Genomic DNA, 17,712 nt, shown 5'->3' with positions numbered 1-17,712 from the left:
GACTTGGGCGACGTGGCGCCGCCGCTCAGACCTTCGGCTGGAAGGGGTCGTAGTCGGCCATGATCTTCTCCATCCGGGCCTGGTCGACCCGGCTGACGATCTGGGTGAGCTCCTGGCGGTCGCGGATCACCTTGGCGAGGGTGAAGGCCGAGGTCGTGAGGTAGAGGACGGCGATGCCGAGGAAGGCGCGGACCCAGCCGTCCACCTGGAGGTGGTAGATCCCCAGGGCCACGGCGCAGATCGCGATGCCGAAGGACGCCACGGCCTGGCCGTAGTACGCCGTCGAGTTGCGCTGCTTGACCGGTGTCTCGTTCATGGACCCAGCATCGGGCGGCGTGACCGGGGCCACATCCGCGCGCGTACTCAGATGCGTACTCAGAACGCGGAGACCCCGGTGCGGGCGCGGCCGATGAGCAGCTTCTGGATCTGGCTGGTGCCCTCGTACAGGGTCATCACGCGGGCGTCGCGCAGCAGCTTGCCCGCCGGATACTCGTCGATGTAGCCGTAACCGCCGTGCACTTGGAGGGCGTTGCTCGCGGCGCGTACGGCGGCCTCGGAGGCGAAGAGCTTGGCGGTGGAGGACTCGGTGGCGAAGGGCTTCTCGCGGTCGATGAGGTCGGCGACGCGCCAGGTGAGCAGCCGGGCCGCGTCCACGTCGACCGAGATGTCGGCGATGAGCTCCTGGACCAGCTGGTGGTGGGCGATCGGCTTGCCGAACTGCTCGCGCTGGGCGGCGTACGAGACGGCCGCGTCCAGCGCCGCCTGCGCGATGCCGACGCACCCTGCGGCGACCGACATCCGGCCCTTGGCGAGGGCCGACATCGCCACGGAGAAGCCCTTGCCCTCGGGGCCGACCATCGCGGAGGCGGGGACGCGGACGCCGTCGAGGGCGAGTTCGGCGGTGGCCTGGCCGCGCAGGCCGAGCTTGCCGTGTATCTCGCGGCGGGTCAGGCCGGGGGTGTCGGTGGGGACGAGGAACGCGGAGACCCCGCGGTGGCCGGGCTCGTCTCCGGTGCGGGCGAAGAGGAGGACCACGTCGGCCCAGGTGCCGTTGGTGATGAACATCTTGCTGCCGCTGATGACGTACGCGTCCCCCTCGCGCACGGCACGGGTGGTCAGGCTGCCGGCGTCGGAGCCGGTGCCGGGCTCGGTCAGGCCGAAGCAGCCGAGCGCGTCCCCGGAGCAGAGACGGGGCAGCCAGGCGCGTTTCTGCTCCTCGCTCCCCCAGGCGGCGAGGGTCTTGGCGACCAGGCCGAGGGAGACGGAGACGATGCCGCGCACGGCCGAGTCGCCGCGGCCGAGCTCCTCGGTGACGAGGACGTAGGCGAGGTGGTCGCCGCCGGACCCGCCGTACTCGTCGGGGACGGTCAGCCCGAGGAAGCCGAGGTCGCCGAGCTTCTTCACGATGGCCCGGTCCACGCTCTCGGCACGGTCCCACTCGGCGGCGTACGGGGCGATCTCGCGCTCGGTGAACTCGCGGGCGAGCCGGCGTACGGCCTCCTGCTCCTCGCTCAGCTCCAGGTTCACCGGGCACCTCCGGGTGTGGCGATGTGGACCGGCGCGCTTTAACTAGCACCGGTAGTTTATGGCGGGCAGGCCCTACTATGTGGCGCATGGCCAGACCGCGCAAGCCCCTCCTCAGCCGAGACCGCATCGTGGAGGCGGCGGGCGCGCTGGTGGACGCGGAGGGGCTGGAGGCGGTCTCGACGCGGAGGCTGGCGGCCGCGCTGGGGGTCAGCGGGCCCTCCCTCTACAACCACTTCCGCACGAAGGACGAGATCCTGGACGCGGTCGCGGACGCCGTGAGCGCGCGGGTCGACTTGTCGATGTTCGAGCCGGGGGCGGGCCGGGACTGGCGGGCCGCCCTGCACGACTGGGCGCACTCGTACCGGAGCGCACTGTCCGACCATCCGAACATCGTGCCGGTGCTGGCGCGCGGCCCGGGCCGGCGCCCGGCCGGACTGCGGCTGGCGGACGCGGTGTTCGGCGCGATGACGGCCGCAGGGTGGCCCCCGGCGCAGGCGACCCGGATCGGCGCGCTGATGCGGTACTTCATCCTGGGCTCGGCGGTGGGCTCCTTCGCCCGGGGTTTCGTGGACGACGAGGCGGCGTACGACCCGTCGGACTACCCCCACCTGGGCCAGGCCCATCTGCTGGCAGAGCGTCAGCGCGAGGTGGACGAGGGCGCGTTCGAGACGGGCCTGGCCGCGTTGCTGGACGGGCTGGCCCTGCAGTACGAGGCGCTGCCCCAGGCCTGAACGGCCCGCAGTCGGTGACTGCCTACGGGGCAACGAGGCCGCGGCGTCCGAGACCGTGGCGCGGATCGAGCAGGCGGGCGGCGGGGCCGGCGGGGCCCGGGCTGGACGTGCTGGTCAACAATGCGGGCATCAGCTCCGGCAATCCGATCGCGCACGTCACCCCCGAGGAGCTCGGCGTTCGTCGGGGGCGACGGCGAGCCTGCCGAGGGCGCGCGTCTGCTGCGGGTGGCCCGGCTGGTGACGCTGACCGGGCCCGGCGGCGTCGGCAAGACCCGGCTGTCCGTGGAGGGGGCGGGGGCCGCCGGAGCCGGGGCCCGTACGAGGAGGAACTCCGGCGGTACGCGGCGGGCTTCCGGAAGATGGGCGACGGCGTCGCCGGGCTCATGGCTCCCGGGAGCCGCCTGATGGCCACTCTCCTCAACCGCTGCTACAAGGTCATGCCGAATCTGCCGGGGAAGGACATCGCGGCCAGGATGGCCCGCAAGACCGCCGAGAACATCACGCTGCGGGACTACGGCGAGTGGGACCGGCTGCGGCCGCGGAACCCCGCCCTCCCGCAGGCGGGCGGGTGAGCGCTCCGCGGCGGGGGCGCGCGCCGGGCCCCCGCCGGCCCGGGGGCACCTCCCAGCGGTAGCAGGGGGAGGGAATCCTTCGACGAGCCCTACGGCTGGAAGACGACCAGCGAGCGGCCGCCCTTGCCGGCGAGCATCGCGTCGAAGGCGGCCGGGATGCCGTCGAGGGTGATGCGGTCGGTGACCAGGGAGCCGAGGTCGAGGCGGCCCGCGCGGACGTGGTCCGCGATCACCGGGAGATCGCGGGCGGGGTCGCTGTTCCCGTAGACGCAGCCGGTGAGGGTGCGGGCGAAGTGGAAGATCTCCAGGGCGTGGAAGGAGACCTGCTGCTCCTTGCCTCCGATGCCGACGACCGTGGTGCGGCCGCCGCGGCGGGTCGAGTCCCAGGCTCCGCGGATGGACTCCGCCCGGCCGACGCACTCGACGGCGACATCGGCACCCTGGCCGCCGGTGAGGGCCCGGATCTGCTTGGCGGTGGTGTCGGAGGCGAGCACGAAGTCGGTGGCCCCGGCCGCGCGGGCCAGCTCCTCCTTGGCCGGGGAGACGTCGACGGCCACGATCGGGCCCGCTTCGGCGATCCGCGCGGCCTGGAGGGCGGCCAGGCCGACGCCGCCGACGCCGAAGACGGCGACGGATTCGCCCGGGCGGACCCGGGCGCTGTTGCGGACCGCGCCGTAGCCGGTGAGCACCGCGCACCCGAGCAGGGCGGCCTCGGCGAGCGGAATCCCGGCGGGCGCGGGCAGCACGCAGTTGGCCGCGACGACCGTCTCCTCGGCGAACGCCGCCACGTTCAGCCCGGGGTGCAGCGGCGTGCCCTCGGCGTCGTGGGCGTAGACCGCCCCGACCCCGGTGAGCGCGTTGGCGCAGAGCCAGACCTCGCCGATCGAGCAGTGGTGGCACTCCCCGCAGGACGGGGACCAGTTGAGCACCACGCCGTCGCCGGGGGCGACGTGCGTGACGCCCTCGCCGACGGCGAGGACCGTGCCCGAGCCCTCGTGGCCGAGGACGGCGGGGACGGGCACCCTCATGGTGCCGTCGGTGAGGGAGAGATCGGAGTGGCAGACGCCGGCTGCGGCGAGCCGCACCCGGACCTGGCCGGGGCCGGGATCGGGCAGGACGATCTCCCGTATCTCCAGCGGGGCTCCGACGGCGGGCAGGATGGCGGCGCGGACCATGGTCGATTCCGTCTCTCGGGGCTCAGAACTGCGGGGCGGCTTGGATCTGCAGGGCTGCTCAGAACTGCAGGGCTGCTCAGAACTGCGGGGCGGCTCAGAACTGCAAAGACTTGGTCTGGAGGTACTCGGCCAGACCGTGCGGGCCGAGCTCGCGGCCGACGCCCGACTGCTTGTAGCCGCCGAAGGGCGCGAGCGGGTTGAACCGGCCGCCGTTGATGTCCACCTGGCCGGTGTCCATGCGCCGGGCGAAGGCGACGGCGGTCTCCTCGTCCGCGGCCCAGACCGCGCCGCCCAGCCCGTACACGGTGCCGTTGGCGATGCGCAGGGCCTCGTCCTGGTCCTCGTACGGGAGGATCGACAGCACCGGGCCGAAGATCTCCTCCTGCGCGATGGTCATCTCGGGCGTGACGTCGGCGAACACGGTCGGCGCGATGAAGTACCCGTGCTCGTGCGGGGCGTCGGGGCCGCCGGCGACGAGGCGCGCGCCCTCCTCGACACCCTTGGCGATGTATCCGCGCACGCGGTCGCGCTGCTTGGCGTTGACGACCGGGCCGAGGCGGGTGCCCGGGTCGCGGGGGTCGCCGGAGGGGTACGAGGCGACGGCGGCGGCCGCGAGCGAGACGGCCTCCTCGTACTGGTCGCGGTGGACGAGCATCCGCGTGAGCGCGTTGCAGCTCTGGCCGGAGTTGTTCATGACGTGGCCCACGCCCGTCGCGACGGCCTTGGCGAGGTCGGCCCCGGGCAGGATGACATTGGCCGATTTTCCGCCGAGCTCGAGGGCGACGCGCTTGACGGCGGCGCCGGCCGTGGCGCCGATCTGCTTGCCGACCGCGGTGGAGCCGGTGAAGGAGACGAGGTCGACCCCTTCGTGCGCGGCCAGCGCCTGGCCGGCGACCGGGCCGGTCCCGGTCACCAGGTTGAACACTCCGGCCGGGATGCCCGCCTCGTGCACGGCTTCGGCGAAGAGCTGTGCGGTCAGCGGGGTGTCCTCGGCCGGCTTGAGGACGAGGGTGCAGCCGGCGGCGAGAGCGGGCGCCACCTTGGCAACGATCTGGTGCAGCGGGTAGTTCCAGGGCGTGATGGCGCCGACGACACCGACCGGCTCCAGCAGAACGGTGGAGTTGCCGATCCGCTCCTCGAAGGCGTACGAGGCCCCCAGCTCGGCGAACGAGGAGGACACCGCGATCGGCGCCCCCACGTGGACCATCTCCGAGAAGCCCCGCGGGGAGCCGAGTTCGGCGGTGATGAGCTCGGCGAACTCGCTCTTGCGGGCGATCAGCACGTCGCGCAGCGCCGCGATCAGGGCGGCCCGCTCGGCCGGAGCCGTGGCCGCCCAGCCCGGGAACGCGGCGCGTGCCGCGCGTACGGCCGCGTCCACGTCGTCGGCGTTGCCGGCCGGCACCCCGGCGATGATCTGCTCGTCGGCCGGGTTGACGACCTCGATCCGGTCGCGTCCGGCGGCGGGCCGCCATGCGCCGCCGATGTACATCCCGTCGTGGGCCTTCATGGCTTTCCTCCCGAGCACGCACGAGCGCGTAGAGACCGGATCTCGTTCGACCACCCTACAAACTAGCGTCGGTAGTTTTCGGCGCGCCAGGGGTGTCCGGGGTCAGATGATGCCGAAAAGCATCCCTGCCCCGAGGACGACGAGGGAGGTGAGGACCGCCCACTTCACGGTGAACCGGGTGTGGTCGCCGAACTCGACCTTGGCCATGCCGACGAGGACGTAGACGGCGGGAACCAGCGGGCTCGACATGTGCAGGGCCTGGCCGACCAGGGAGGCGCGGGCGATCTCGAGCGGGGAGACCCCGTGCGCGGCGCCGGCCTCGGCCAGGACCGGCAGGACGCCGAAGTAGAAGCCGTCGTTGGACATGAAGTAGGTGAGCGGCAGGCTGAGCAGGCCGGTGACCAGGGCCATGTGCGGACCCATGCCCTCGGGGATGGCGCCGACGAGCCAGTCGGCCATGTGCTTGACCATGCCGGTGCCGCTGAGGACGCCGGTGAAGACGGCGGCGGCGAAGACCATTCCGGCGACGTTGAGGACGTTGTCGGCGTGGGCGGCGATCCGGGCCTTCTGGTCGGGCATGTGCGGGAAGTTGACGGTGAGGGCGAGGGCGGCGCCGAGGAGGAAGAGCACCGGGATGGGCAGCAGCTCCATGATCATCGCGGTGAGGAGGGCCACGGTGAGGCCGGCGTTGAACCAGTAGAGGCGCGGGCGGAGGGTCGCCCGGCGGGGGTCGAGGCCCTGGAAGCCGTCCTCCGGCACGGCGGAGCCGGGCAGCGGGCCGGAGTCGGAACCGGACCCGGCGCCCGCACCACCGGAGGTAGAGGTGGCGGACGGCTCGGCCGGGGCGGCGGACCCGGTGGCGACGGACCCGGTGGCGGCGGACCCGGTGGTGGCGACGAGCAGCCGCTCCTCGGCCGGCTCCGCGTCGCCGGGGAGGACGAGCGTGCCGATCCGGCGGCGTTCCTTGAGCCCGAGGACGTACGCGAGGACGAACACGCACAGCAGGCCGACCGCGAGGGCCGGGATCATCGGGACGAAGATGTCGGAGGCGTCGAGCTTGAGGGCGGTGGCGGCACGGGCCGTGGGGCCGCCCCAGGGCAGGGTGTTCATGACGCCGTTGGCGGTGGCGGCGACGCCCGTCATGACGACCAGGCTGAGGCCGAGCCGCTTGTAGAGCGGGTACATGGCCGAGACGGTGATCATGAAGGTGGTCGAGCCGTCGCCGTCGAGGGAGACGATCGCGGCGAGGACCGCGGTGCCGACCACGACCCGCACCGGGTCCGCCTTGCAGAAGCGCAGGATGCCGCGCACGATCGGGTCGAACAGGCCGACGTCGATCATCACGCCGAAGTAGACGATGGCGAACATCAGCATGGCGGCGGTCGGCGCGAGTTTGCCGACTCCGTCGATGACGTAGTCGCCGAGGTGGGCGCCCTTTCCTGCGAACACGCAGAACAGCGCGGGGATGAGGACGAGCGCCGCGATGGGCGACATTTTCTTCATCATGATCAGGACCAGGAAGGTGGCGATCATGGCGAAGCCGAGGAAGGTCAGCATGCAGGGAACGTAGGTGCCTCCTCCTTATGCCAACAAGACGTCGACGTGTGAGCAATACGAGCAAAACCCCAGCTCAGGGCAGGGGTGTCAGCTCGACGGGGAAACCGTTGAGCACCGCCGTGCCGGACAGCGGGTCGAGCCGGGAGCCGTCGAGGAGCTGGTTGACGTTGACGCCGGGCGCGATGGAGGCGACGGAGAGCCGGGCCCCGTCGCGGTCGTGGCCCCAGCCGTGCGGCAGGCTCACCACGCCGGTGCGGACGGCGTCGGTGACCTCGACGGGGACCTCCAGGCTGCCGCCGTCGGCGGTGATCCGGGCCATGCCGCCCGTGGTGAGGCCGAGCCGGTCCGCGTCCTCGGGATGCACCTGGAGGGTGCAGCGGTTGGAACCTCCGGTGAGGGCCGGGACGTTGTGCAACCAGCTGTTGTTGGACCGCAGATGGCGGCGGCCCACGAGCACCAGGGCGGCGGGGCGGTCGGCGAGCGCCGCGCGCAGCCTGGGGAGCTCGGCCGTGATCGGGTCCGGGAGCAGCTCGATCCTGCCGCTGCGCGTCCTCAGCACGCCCGGGAGCCGGGGCCGCAGCGGGCCCAGGTCGATGCCGTGCGGGTGCGCGAGCAGCCGCTCCAGGCTGAGCCCCTCGCCCGCGCCTGCGCCGGCTCCCGCGTCGGGGGCGGAGCCGGCGCCGAACCGGTCTCCGTACGGCCCGAGGCGGAGCATCAGGTCGAGCCGCCGCTCGGGACCGCTCTCACCGGTGAGCAGGCCGGCCAGGCGCGCCGGGTCCTGCCCGTGCAGCGGGGAGCGCGGATCGGCGGTCTCCTTGGCGAGGGCGCTCTGGATGACCATGTCGTCCACGGCCCTCGGGGCGGCGGAGCCGTACATGCCGGAGACGGCGAGGACGAGGCGGGCATGGATCTCGCACTCGTCGAGCCGGCCTGATTCGAGCGGGACGGCAGGGCGGGTGTAGCGGGCTTGGTTGTGGATGGCGAACCCGTTGAAGGCGAAGTCGTGGTGCGCGCTCTGCGAGGGCGGCGGCGGAGGCAGCACGACGTGGGCGTGGCGGGAGGTCTCGTTGAGGTAGGGATCGATGCTCACCATGAAGTCGAGCCCGGCCAGGGCCGCGTCGAGGCGCCGCCCGTCGGGGGCGGACAGCACCGGGTTGGCGGCGATGGCGACCAGGGCACGGATCCGCCCCTCCCCCGGCGTCTCGATCTCCTCGGCCAGGGCGGCGATGGGCAGTTCGGCCTTGGCCTCGGGATGGCCGCTGACCCGGCTGCGCCAGCGGCCGAGGGTGAAGCCCTTGCCCGGCCCGGCGGGGCGCGGCCGCGGGCCGGCGGCCGGGAGCGGGAAGAGGACTCCCCCGGGCCGGTCGAGGTTGCCGGTGAGGATGTTCAGCACGTCGACCAACCAGCTGGCGAGCGTGCCGTACTCGACGGTGCAGCTGCCGATCCGGCCGTACACGGCGGCGGTGGGCGCGGCCGCGAGGTCGCGGGCGAGGTCGCGGATCTCGGCGGCCGTGAGGTCGCAGGCGGGGGCCACGGCCTCGGGAGTGAAACTACCGAGCGCCTCGGCGAGTTCCCCGAGGCCGTCGGTCTGTTCCTCCAGCGTGCCGGGGGCGGCGAGTTTCTCCGCGAGGAGGGTGTGCGCGAGGGCGGCGAGCAGCAGGGCGTCACTGCCGGGGCGCGGCGCGAGGTGCCGGTCGGCGAGCTTGGCGGTGCGGGTGCAGCGCGGGTCGACGACGACCAGGGTGCCGCCGCGGGCGCGCAGCGCCTTGAGCCGGCCCGGGAAGTCGGGGGCGGTGCACAGGGAGCCGTTGGACTCGACGGGGTTGGCGCCGAGGAGCAGCAGGAAGTCGGTGCGGTCGAGGTCGGGGACCGGGATGGCGAAGGGGTCGCCGAAGAGCAGCCCGCTGGAGACGTGCTTGGGCATCTGGTCGAGGGTGCTGGCGGTGAAGAGGTTGCGGGTACCGAGCGCCTTCAGCAGGAGCGGGGGGTAGAGGGCGCCCGCCATGGTGTGCACGTTCGGGTTGCCGAGGACCACGCCGACGGACTGGGCGCCGTACTCCTGCACGAGGGCCGGGACCGCGGCGGCGATGGCCTCGTACGCCTCCTCCCAGGTGGCCTCCTGGAGCCGTCCGTCGCGGCGGACGAGGGGGGTGCGCAGACGGTCGGGATCGGCGTCGAGCGCACCGAACGCCGCGCCCTTGGGGCAGATGAAACCGCGGCTGAAGACGTCGTCGCGGTCCCCGCGGGCGCCGGTGACGGCGGTGCCCTCGATGGTGAGGGTGAGGCCGCAGGTGGCTTCGCAGAGGGGGCAGATGCGCAGGGCGGTGCGGGGCATGGGCCCTCCAGGGGCGGCAGGCTGCGGCACGAACACACGGGCACCCCGAGCATACCGACCGGTAGGCATGGTGGGGAGGGGTGCGTCGTGCGTCGCGGGGCGGTCGAGGCGGGATGCCGCGCGGGCACCGGAAGGTCGGCGCCGGAAGGCCGGCACCGGAAGGGCGGTACGGATGGGCGGTACCGGACGGGGTCGGGCGCGGGTCAGTCCAGTGCGCGGGCGAGGTACGCGTGCATCATCGTCCGGATCTCGGCCACGATGCCGGGATCGCCGGCCGGATCGGCCCGGAAGGCCAGTTTCGTCAGCGCGTCCGTGGCCTCGACGGCGACCAGGACCGTCCGTTCCAGGGTGGCGTCCGGGGTCAGGCCGAGGTGGCCGCCGAGGAGTTCGGTGAGGCGTACGGCGACCAGTCGGTTGGGGTCGGCGGCCGGCCCTTCCGCGGGCGGGGCGGGCACCCCGAAGTCGACGAGCGCGAAACCGGGGACGGTGCGCTTCATCGCCAGGTACTCGTCGAGGACGGCGTCCACGACGGGCCGCCAGTCGCCGGCCGGGAGGACGGAGAGGCGTTCCACGATGCCTTCGGTGTACCGGTCCAGGTTCCGGTGCGCGAGGGCGATGGCCATGGCGCGCTTGTTCCCGAAGAAGCGGTAGACCGAACCGATGGGCACGCCGGCGCGCAGGGCGACGGCCCGGGTGCTCAGGTTCTCGTATCCGTTCTCGTCCAGGAGTTCGGCGCAGGCGTCGAGGATCCGGGCGAGCCGGTCGGCGCTGCGCTGCTGGATCGGCGTACGGCGCAAGGGGTGGGCGGGGGGCACGGGGTCCATCATGCCGCTCCTGGCTTCTCGGTAGGGCGGCGGTCTCAGTTCAGCAGGAGGCCGATCCCCCCGATCGTGTAAGTGATCATGAGCGCGAGCAGCGGCAGCTGGCCGGCGACGGCCCTGGCGGGCGGGAAGAGGCGGACGGAGCGGTCGTGGGCCGCGATCACGCCGAGCACGTGGCCGGTGACGACGGCGAGCACCTGGAGGGTGGCGAGAGCGCCGGGGCCCAGTGGCGGCAAGGGTTCCGGGGCGTTGTCAGTGCCGAGTGCCATGCTTACCGTGCGTGGTCCTTCGGTTACCAGGAAGGAGAAATAGTGGGCGACGAGATAGCCGAGTGCGATCGGCACGAGTGAGTGCGCGAAGGCGGTCAGCGGGCCCGGGTGCGGGCCGCAGACGAGGCGGGTGGCCGCTGCGCAGAGGCAGTACAGGGTGGCGACGAGGGCGATGGCGGCGAGCAGTCCGAGCGTGGCCGTGGGGGTGCGGCCGAGGGGGGAGGTCTGGAGGGCGTTGATCCAGGAGGGGCTGTCGCAGTAGCCGTCGTAGGCGGTGGAGCCGAGCAGGACGCAGACGGTGGCGACGAGTCCGGGCCGCTCGGGTGTCGCGTCGAGTCCGTGGAAGGGGTTACGGAGTACCAGGCGGCCGTCGCTGCGGCGGCCGAGGGGAGAGAGCCGGGCGAGGAGGGCGGAGTAGGCCTCGAACGCGTCCGCCTCGGCGAGCCAGCGCTCTCCGAAGCGGGCGGCGAGCGCGAGGTGAGCGGCGGTGTAGACGGCGAGGGCGGTCAGGAGGGTGGTGGTGGATGCGGGATCCGGAGCGGCGAGTTCGAGCCAGGTGAAGCCGAACAGCCCGGCGGCGGCGGGCCATTGGCCGAGCCGGGCGGGGAGGGGGACGGGTGCCTGACGCCGGGCGCGTGGCAGCAGGCGGTACAGGGTGCGGAGTGGGTTGAGCAGGCGCCAGACGGGGCCGAGGAGGAGGGAGGCGGGGACGAGTCCGACCCAGAGCAGGACGTAGACGGCGCCGGGGGCGGGGTTGTGCGCGGGGTCGTCGGGACCGAGGAGGAGGCAGAGGAGGACGGCGAGCGCGGCGGCGAGGCCGAGGCCGCGCAGGGCGGTACGGGTGGCCGGCGCGTCGGCGATCGACTCGAGGGCGGCGGGCAGGGCGAGGCCTGAGCGGTCGCCGCGGAAACGGGAGGTGGACCAGATCAGACCGAGCGCGAGGAAGGAGACGAACAGCGCGGCGAAGGCACCGGCGAAGGCGTAGAAGGGAGAGATCGGCAGATCGTGCCGGGACCCGATCCCGTGCGCGAGCACGGTGAGCGGATCGGCCGGGTGAAGGACCACGCCCTGGCCCCCGCCACCGCTGCTCGCTGCGGGTACGGGACCCGGCCCGACCGGGGTCACCGCGGGCCGCCCGCGCGGCCTTGTTCCCCGCCGCGGAAGGGGAACGGGGCCGGGCGGGTCCCGCTCGGGGTGGGCGCGGACGGGGTGGGCGCGGGCCGGGCCGGCGCGGGCAGAGCCGGCGCGGGCAGAGCCGGCGCGGGCAGAGCCGGCGCGGGCAGAGCCGGCGCGGGCAGAGCCGGCGCGGGCAGAGCCGGCGCGGGCAGAGCCGGCGCGGGCAGAGCCGGCGCGGGCAGAGCCGGCGCGGGCAGAGCCGGCGCGGGCAGAGCCGGCGCGGGCAGAGCCGGCGCGGGCAGAGCCGGCGCGGGCAGAGCCGGCGCGGCCGGGGCCGGCGCGGCCGGGGCCGGCGCGGGACGGGTCACCGGACGAGGAGCTGGGTCAGGACGAGGCGGGACTCGTGGGTCTCGACCTCGAAGAGGCCGCTGCGGTCGGCCGTCAGGACCAGGGTGGCCTCCTGGCCTGCCGGCAGGGCGAGTTCCTTGTCGTAGCCGTGGACGTGCAGGGTGTCCGAGCGGTCGCTGGTGACGCGCAGGGCGATGCGCTCGCCGCGCCGCAGCTCGGTGCGGCCCGGGGCGGGGCTGACCTTGCCGTCCCGGACGGCGAGGGTGACGGTGCGGTCGGCCTGCGCTTGTGGCGACGGCGGCAGCGAGGGCGAGGGCTGCGCCGACGGTGGGGTGTGGCCGTGGCCGGCCTGTCCGGGGGCGGCGGCGGTGAGCTGGGCGGTGCCCTCGACCGGCTTGCCGGCGACGGTCCAGGCGGTGTGGTCGTCCGCGTAGAGGCGGACGGTCAGGGTGTGCGCGCCCTCGGGGACCTGCGCGGCGGGCAGGTGGAACCAGGGGCCGTACAGCCGGGCCAGCTTGCGGCCGTCGAGCTCCAGGTGCGCGTGGCCGGCGCCCGGGAGGGCGGCGCCGCCGGTGCTGTCGGGGGTGAAGCGGAAGTTCTTCACCGTCAGCTGCAGGTTCCAGCCGTCCTCGGAGTCGGGGCGGGCGGCGAGCTGTACCTGCGGCGCGCCCTCGGCCGGGACCTCGCGGAGCCGGTGGCCGGTGGGGTCCTGGGCCTCGAGCAGGGTGCCCACGCTGCCGGTGGCCTGCTCGTGGCCGGTGCCGGGCTTGTGGTGGGTGGTGGGCCGCCCGCCGCAGCCCGTCGCCGCACCGCCGACGAGCAGGAGCACCAGCGTCAGCAGGGCTGCGGTCCGGGCCCGCCGCCGCGTCCGCGCCCCGGCGGGCGGCACCCCGCAGCCGTCGCACCTGAGGGGATCCCCGGTCCGGTCGTCGCTCACTGCGCTCCTCCTTCGGTCATGCCGTCCCCGACGCCCCGCCCGCCGGTTGAGCGGGTGGGGCCGGGCGTGGTGGGGCCGGGCGTCATGCCGCGTCCGGGGTGGCTTCGGTGTGCAGGGCCGGTGCCGGGCCCGCCGGGACCGGGGAGCGGTCGCCCGCCGGGTCGCTGCCCGGGCCGGCCGGGGCGGGGTCCGGCCGGGAGGCGGCGATGGTGGCCCAGAGGGCCCAGGGGATCGTGAGGAGGGCGCGGAGCCAGGAAGGGCCGACGGGGATCCAGGGGATCATCAGGACGGCCTTGTCGAAGGCATCGAGCAGGGTGAGGGCCGCCAGCAGCAGGGTCAGCCGCGCCAGCCAGGGGCGGCCGGGGCGCAGCGCGATGCCCGCGCCCGTCCACCACAGGCCCAGCAGGAGCAGGGCCAGGGCGGGTACGAAGGTCCCCGCGAGCGGCATCGTGGAGCCGGCCACGTCCAGCGCCAGCCCGGCCAGGCCGAGCAGCGAGGCCGCCGTTCCCAGCCGGGACCCGCGCAGGCGGCGCCACCACAGCACCCCGCCCACGAGCAGCAGCACCGCCGCCGCGGCCAGCGCGATCTGCGTCTCCACCCGCTCCAGGCCGCGCGCCCCGTACCAGTCGCAGCCGGCCGGGAGCTTGCGCGCCTGCACGCTGTAGTCGGCGCAGACCAGCAGCTGGGCGAGTTTCACCGGTTCACCGACCAGGCGGGCCGAGGCGCCCGACACCTCGCCGCGGCGGTCGCCGCAGTGCGGGAGCGTGCCCGGAGTGGAGCCGTCGGGTCCGGGCTGCCAGCAGTTCCCGCGGCCCTGGCCGTCCCACCACACGTCCGTGCCGTTGGGGCGGGAGGCCCCCGACTTGTCCTTGCCGAGGATGTTGGCGGCGTAGCGGTTGTGGTGGGAGGTGTCCGCCTGCTTCGACCACTCCTCTTCGCCGCGGATGAACGCCGGGACGGCCGAGAGGAAGAAGGCCGCGCGCCGGTGCCCGTACACCCAGTTGTTCTCGTAGACGTTCCAGTTGCCGCCGGCGGTGATGATGCCGGTGCCCGGCGGCATGGAGATCTGCGGGCAGACCACCCCCTGCTCGTAGCCGCGCTCGATCGGCGGCTTGGCACAGGTCCCGTCGGCGACGTACCCGTAGTAGTCGGCGTTGTTGTCGTGGATCAGGTTCCGCTCGAACTTGGCGTGGTTCTGCGGGAGTCCGGGGTGCCCGGGGAAGGCGCTGTCCATCGAGGCGCCGCCCATGTTCTGGTCGAACTCGTTGTCGTGGACCCAGACGGAGTCGCCCGCCGTTCCGGAGTAGCCGACCATGTTGTGATGGCTGTGGCAGCCGGTGATCTCGATGGAGTAGCGCGGGACGTCGTAGCCGCGCCCGTCGTTGATGTTCGAGGCGCTGCCCGGGTAGATGCCGGAGTCGCCGTTCCCGTACGACTCGCAGTTCTTGTAGAGCCCGTGGTCGCTGGCGAAGGTCAGGAAGCCGTACTCGTCGTTCCACCGGGTCAGCACGTCGTCGATGACGAACCCGTCGCCCGCGAGGACGTACAGCGAGTTGAACGTGGTGCGCTGCGCGGTGAAGTTGCGGAAGTAGATGCCGTTCGACTTGTCGGCGCGGATGGCGTTCAGCTTCTGGTACTTGGCGTCGATGACGACGTCGAGGCGCGAAGCTCCCGTGCCTTCTATCTGCAGGTCCGTCTTGCCGAGGATCGCGACGAGGTTCTGGTTGTGCCGGCACTGCACCTGCTGCTCGTACGTCAGGATCTGGTAGCCGAGCGAGGAGTCGGGGGCCTTCAGCGCGGCGCACTCCCCGGTGGGTTTCGGCAGCGAGGGCTCCTCCTCGTACAGGCCGGGGAGGATCGCGATGTTCATGCCGGGCCGGTCCACGGCGTCGACGGCTTCCTGGAGGTGCCGGTAGCCGCTCTTCTCGCACCGCGCGTACAGGGCGAGGTTGCGCTGCTTCAGCTCCTCGGGGAAGGCGGCTGTCCGGCGTTCGAAGGCGGGCCGGTCGGCCTTGCAGACCAGCAGGTCGGGCTCGGCCTTCCGGTACTGCGGCACGGATCCGGAGCCGTCAGGGAGGGCCACGGGGCGCTCCTCGTGCGCGATGGCGGCGGGCGCGGCAAGGAGGGACAGGAGAGCGAGGAGGGCGGCGAGGAGCGCCGCCGGCACGGCAGGGAACCTGCGGGTCCACGACATGCGCGTGAGAGTAGAGCAATGTTCATCTTTTTGGACCCCCCGCGGCAGCGCGTTTTCGGTCCCCCGGTGGCATCGCGTTTTCGGTCCCCCCGCGACATGGCGAATCACAGGGGGCCATTGACGGGCGGGCCTCGGAATCCTACTGTCGACCATAGGATTCCTTTGACAGCCACAGAGCGGGAGTACCCATGAGCGAGCAGGCCGAGCAGGCCAGGAAGACGGCGGGGGCACTGGAGTACCTCACCGGCTTCGGCAACGAGCACAGCTCGGAGGCCGTCCCCGGCGCCCTGCCGCCCGGCCGCAACTCGCCCCAGCGCGCCCCCCTCGGCCTTTACGCGGAGCAGCTCAGCGGCAGCGCCTTCACCGAGCCGCGGGCCCACAACCGCCGCTCCTGGCTCTACCGGATCCGTCCCTCGGCGGCCCACCCGCCCTTCGCCCGGATCGACAACGGCGCCCTGCGCTCCGCGCCCTTCGCCGAGGCCCCGGCGGACCCCAACCGGCTCCGCTGGAACCCGCTCCCCGACCCGGCGCCCGGCACCGACTTCCTGGCGGGCCTGTGGACGCTGGGCGGCAACGGCGACGCCACCCAGCGCACCGGGATGGCCATCCACCTCTACTCCGCCAACGCCTCGATGACCGACCGGGTCTTCAGCGACTCCGACGGCGAGCTGCTGATCGTCCCCGAGCGCGGCGGCCTGCTGCTGCGCACCGAGCTCGGCATGCTCAGCGCCGGCCCCGGCGAGGTCGCCCTGATCCCGCGCGGCGTGCGCTTCCGCGTCGAGCTCCTGGACGACGACGCCCGCGGGTACGTCTGCGAGAACTACGGCCGTCCCTTCGAGCTGCCGGACCTGGGCCCGATCGGCGCCAACGGCCTCGCCGCCGCACGCGACTTCCGCGCCCCGGTGGCCGCGTACGAGGACAGCGAGCGCCCGACCGAGGTGGTCAACAAGTTCTGCGGCAACCTCTGGGCCGCCACCTACGACCACTCCCCGCTCGACGTGGTCGCCTGGTACGGCACGCACACCCCGTACGTGTACGACCTGCGCCGTTTCAACGTCCTGGGCTCGATCAGCTACGACCACCCGGACCCGTCGATCTTCACCGTGCTGACCTCGCCCTCCGACACCCCGGGGCTGGCCGGCGTGGACTTCGTGGTCTTCGCCCCGCGCTGGCTCGTCGGCGAGGACACCTTCCGCCCGCCGTACTTCCACCGGAACGTCATGAGCGAGTACATGGGCCTGATCGAGGGTGCGTACGACGCCAAGGCGGAAGGCTTCGTCCCCGGCGGCGGCTCGCTGCACAACATGATGTCCGCGCACGGACCGGACCGGGAGACCTTCGACAGGGCGAGCGCCGCCGAGCTGAAGCCGCAGAAGATCGACGACGGTCTGGCCTTCATGTTCGAGACCCGCTGGCCGATCACCGCCACCACCCAGGCGGCCGGCGCCGATCACCTCCAGCGCGGATACGACGACGTCTGGCAGGGGCTCCAGCGCCACTTCCGCGCCTAGTATCACTAAGCGCCCCACGCCCCGTCCGTACGGAGAACCACCCGTGACCGCCTTCGCCCCCGACTCGCTGGTGCTCAACCGGAAGCTGCCGCTCTGGTACCAGGTGTCACAGTCGTTGCGCGCCTCGATACTGGGGCGCACCCCGGACGCCTCGCTGCGCCTGCCCACCGAGGAGCAGCTCGCCGAGCACTACGGGGTGAGCGTGCTGACCATGCGCCAGGCGCTCAAGGAACTCGAGGGCGAGGGGCTGATCAGCCGGCACCGGCGGCGCGGCACGTTCATCGAGCCGGGTGCGCGGCGCGGGGCGCCGGTACGGCTGCTGGGTTCGGTCGATGCGATCGTGGCGCAGCAGTCGGGCGACCGTACGACGGTTCTCGGCCGCGAACGGACGGCCGTGTCCGGGGAGCTGCTGGAGCACTTCCCGGACACGGCCGAGGTGGTCACGTACCGCCGGCTGCGCCACGACGGCGAGAGCGGCGAGCCGACCAACTGGGCGGAGAACGCGGTCCGCCCCGAGGTCGCCGAGGCGGTGGACCTGGCCGATCTGGCGCGCTGGCCGATGACCAAGGTGCTGCGTGACGTGGTGGGCGTGCGGATCAGCCGGATCACGGACACGGTCGAGGCGCGGCTGGCCGACCCGGAGACGGCCGAGCTGCTCCAGGTGCCGCTGCTCAGCCCGATCCTGCACTACACGGGCGTGACGTACGACGAGGACGGCCGGGTCGTGGACGTGGCGCGGATCCGGTACCGGGGCGACCGGTTCTCGTTCACGGTGACCGTCGACGCCACCTGACCCCTGCCGGGCTCCTGCCCGACCCCGGTCCGGCCCTAGTGCCCCGGTCCGGCCCCGGTCCGGCCGCAGCGCCGTACCCGCAAGGGGCTACTTCTCCTCGTCGTCCTTGCCGCGCTCGCCCTCCGCCTGCGACGGCGTGGTCCGCATCGTCTGCGGGTGATGGCGCTGCATCTTCTCCTTCTCGTCCATGTCCTCGTCGAGCCGCTCGCCCTCGGCCTGCGACGGAGTCGTGTATTCGTCGTACTGACTCATGACCGCCTCCTGCTCCTCGACATAGGAACATATCCGTACATAGGGAGCGTAGCTCTTCGGCCCGGAC

At 73.1% G+C, this 17,712-nt stretch carries 15 protein-coding genes; 4 read left to right on the top strand and 11 right to left on the bottom strand.

All coding sequences use genetic code 11. The features are described 5' to 3' along the window. Positions 1–25 precede the first annotated feature (25 nt). Positions 26–316 (bottom strand): YiaA/YiaB family inner membrane protein, encoded by a 291-nt coding sequence (locus AB5J51_RS30425; RefSeq protein WP_053785867.1) that lies wholly within the window; start codon positions 314–316, stop codon positions 26–28. A gap of 59 nt (positions 317–375) precedes the next feature. Beyond that, positions 376–1,527, bottom strand: coding sequence for an acyl-CoA dehydrogenase family protein (locus AB5J51_RS30420; protein ID WP_369779106.1), 1,152 nt, complete (start codon positions 1,525–1,527; stop codon positions 376–378). Positions 1,528–1,613: 86 nt separating this feature from the next. On the opposite strand from AB5J51_RS30420, the gene AB5J51_RS30415 reads away from it, so the two are divergent. Together AB5J51_RS30415 and AB5J51_RS30410 are read left to right on the top strand one after the other, a co-directional pair. Further along, complete coding sequence (locus tag AB5J51_RS30415; RefSeq protein WP_369779105.1) at positions 1,614–2,258, top strand: TetR/AcrR family transcriptional regulator; 645 nt, start codon at positions 1,614–1,616, stop codon at positions 2,256–2,258. A 404-nt stretch (positions 2,259–2,662) separates the two neighbouring features. After that, entirely contained in the window at positions 2,663–2,830 is a 168-nt protein-coding gene (locus tag AB5J51_RS30410; RefSeq protein ID WP_159047151.1) for a hypothetical protein, read from the top strand. Positions 2,831–2,919: 89 nt separating this feature from the next. Here AB5J51_RS30410 and AB5J51_RS30405 read toward each other — a convergent pair whose 3' ends face one another. From AB5J51_RS30405 to AB5J51_RS30370, 8 genes are all read right to left on the bottom strand, one after another. After that, positions 2,920–4,005 (bottom strand): Zn-dependent alcohol dehydrogenase, encoded by a 1,086-nt coding sequence (locus AB5J51_RS30405; RefSeq protein WP_136224256.1) that lies wholly within the window; start codon positions 4,003–4,005, stop codon positions 2,920–2,922. A 94-nt stretch (positions 4,006–4,099) separates the two neighbouring features. Then, on the bottom strand, positions 4,100–5,512 hold the full coding sequence (locus AB5J51_RS30400; RefSeq protein WP_369779104.1) for an aldehyde dehydrogenase family protein: 1,413 nt from the start codon (positions 5,510–5,512) through the stop codon (positions 4,100–4,102). Positions 5,513–5,614: 102 nt separating this feature from the next. Then, positions 5,615–7,069, bottom strand: coding sequence for a CitMHS family transporter (locus AB5J51_RS30395; protein ID WP_369779103.1), 1,455 nt, complete (start codon positions 7,067–7,069; stop codon positions 5,615–5,617). 73 nt (positions 7,070–7,142) lie between these two features. After that, the gene (locus AB5J51_RS30390) at positions 7,143–9,404 is read right to left on the bottom strand and encodes a molybdopterin-dependent oxidoreductase (protein WP_369779102.1); all 2,262 of its coding nucleotides are present in this window, start codon (positions 9,402–9,404) and stop codon (positions 7,143–7,145) included. A gap of 203 nt (positions 9,405–9,607) precedes the next feature. Next, entirely contained in the window at positions 9,608–10,228 is a 621-nt protein-coding gene (locus AB5J51_RS30385; protein ID WP_369779101.1) for a TetR family transcriptional regulator, read from the bottom strand. A 35-nt stretch (positions 10,229–10,263) separates the two neighbouring features. Next, complete coding sequence (locus tag AB5J51_RS30380; RefSeq protein WP_369779100.1) at positions 10,264–11,559, bottom strand: hypothetical protein; 1,296 nt, start codon at positions 11,557–11,559, stop codon at positions 10,264–10,266. A 415-nt stretch (positions 11,560–11,974) separates the two neighbouring features. Further along, complete coding sequence (locus AB5J51_RS30375; protein WP_369780343.1) at positions 11,975–12,847, bottom strand: hypothetical protein; 873 nt, start codon at positions 12,845–12,847, stop codon at positions 11,975–11,977. A gap of 130 nt (positions 12,848–12,977) precedes the next feature. Then, the gene (locus tag AB5J51_RS30370; RefSeq protein ID WP_369779099.1) at positions 12,978–15,089 is read right to left on the bottom strand and encodes a right-handed parallel beta-helix repeat-containing protein; all 2,112 of its coding nucleotides are present in this window, start codon (positions 15,087–15,089) and stop codon (positions 12,978–12,980) included. Positions 15,090–15,277: 188 nt separating this feature from the next. Here AB5J51_RS30370 and hmgA point away from each other — a divergent pair, with 188 nt between their 5' ends. Both hmgA and AB5J51_RS30360 read left to right on the top strand, forming a co-directional pair. Then, a complete protein-coding gene (hmgA, locus tag AB5J51_RS30365) occupies positions 15,278–16,600 on the top strand; it encodes a homogentisate 1,2-dioxygenase (protein ID WP_369779098.1) in 1,323 nt (440 codons plus the stop codon). A gap of 43 nt (positions 16,601–16,643) precedes the next feature. Beyond that, positions 16,644–17,393, top strand: a complete 750-nt coding sequence (locus AB5J51_RS30360; RefSeq protein WP_053785879.1) for a GntR family transcriptional regulator — start codon at positions 16,644–16,646, stop codon at positions 17,391–17,393. A gap of 87 nt (positions 17,394–17,480) precedes the next feature. On the opposite strand, the gene AB5J51_RS30355 is transcribed toward AB5J51_RS30360, so the two are convergent. Next, positions 17,481–17,645 carry a hypothetical protein gene (locus AB5J51_RS30355; protein ID WP_166663190.1) on the bottom strand — a complete coding sequence of 55 codons (165 nt, stop codon included), beginning with the start codon at positions 17,643–17,645 and terminating at the stop codon, positions 17,481–17,483. Positions 17,646–17,712: the final 67 nt, after the last annotated feature.

It is taken from the genome of Streptomyces sp. R33 (assembly GCF_041200175.1).
GTDB classification, from domain to species: Bacteria; Actinomycetota; Actinomycetes; order Streptomycetales; family Streptomycetaceae; genus Streptomyces; species Streptomyces katrae_B.
This window is presented reverse-complemented; position numbering and strand designations above follow the sequence as displayed.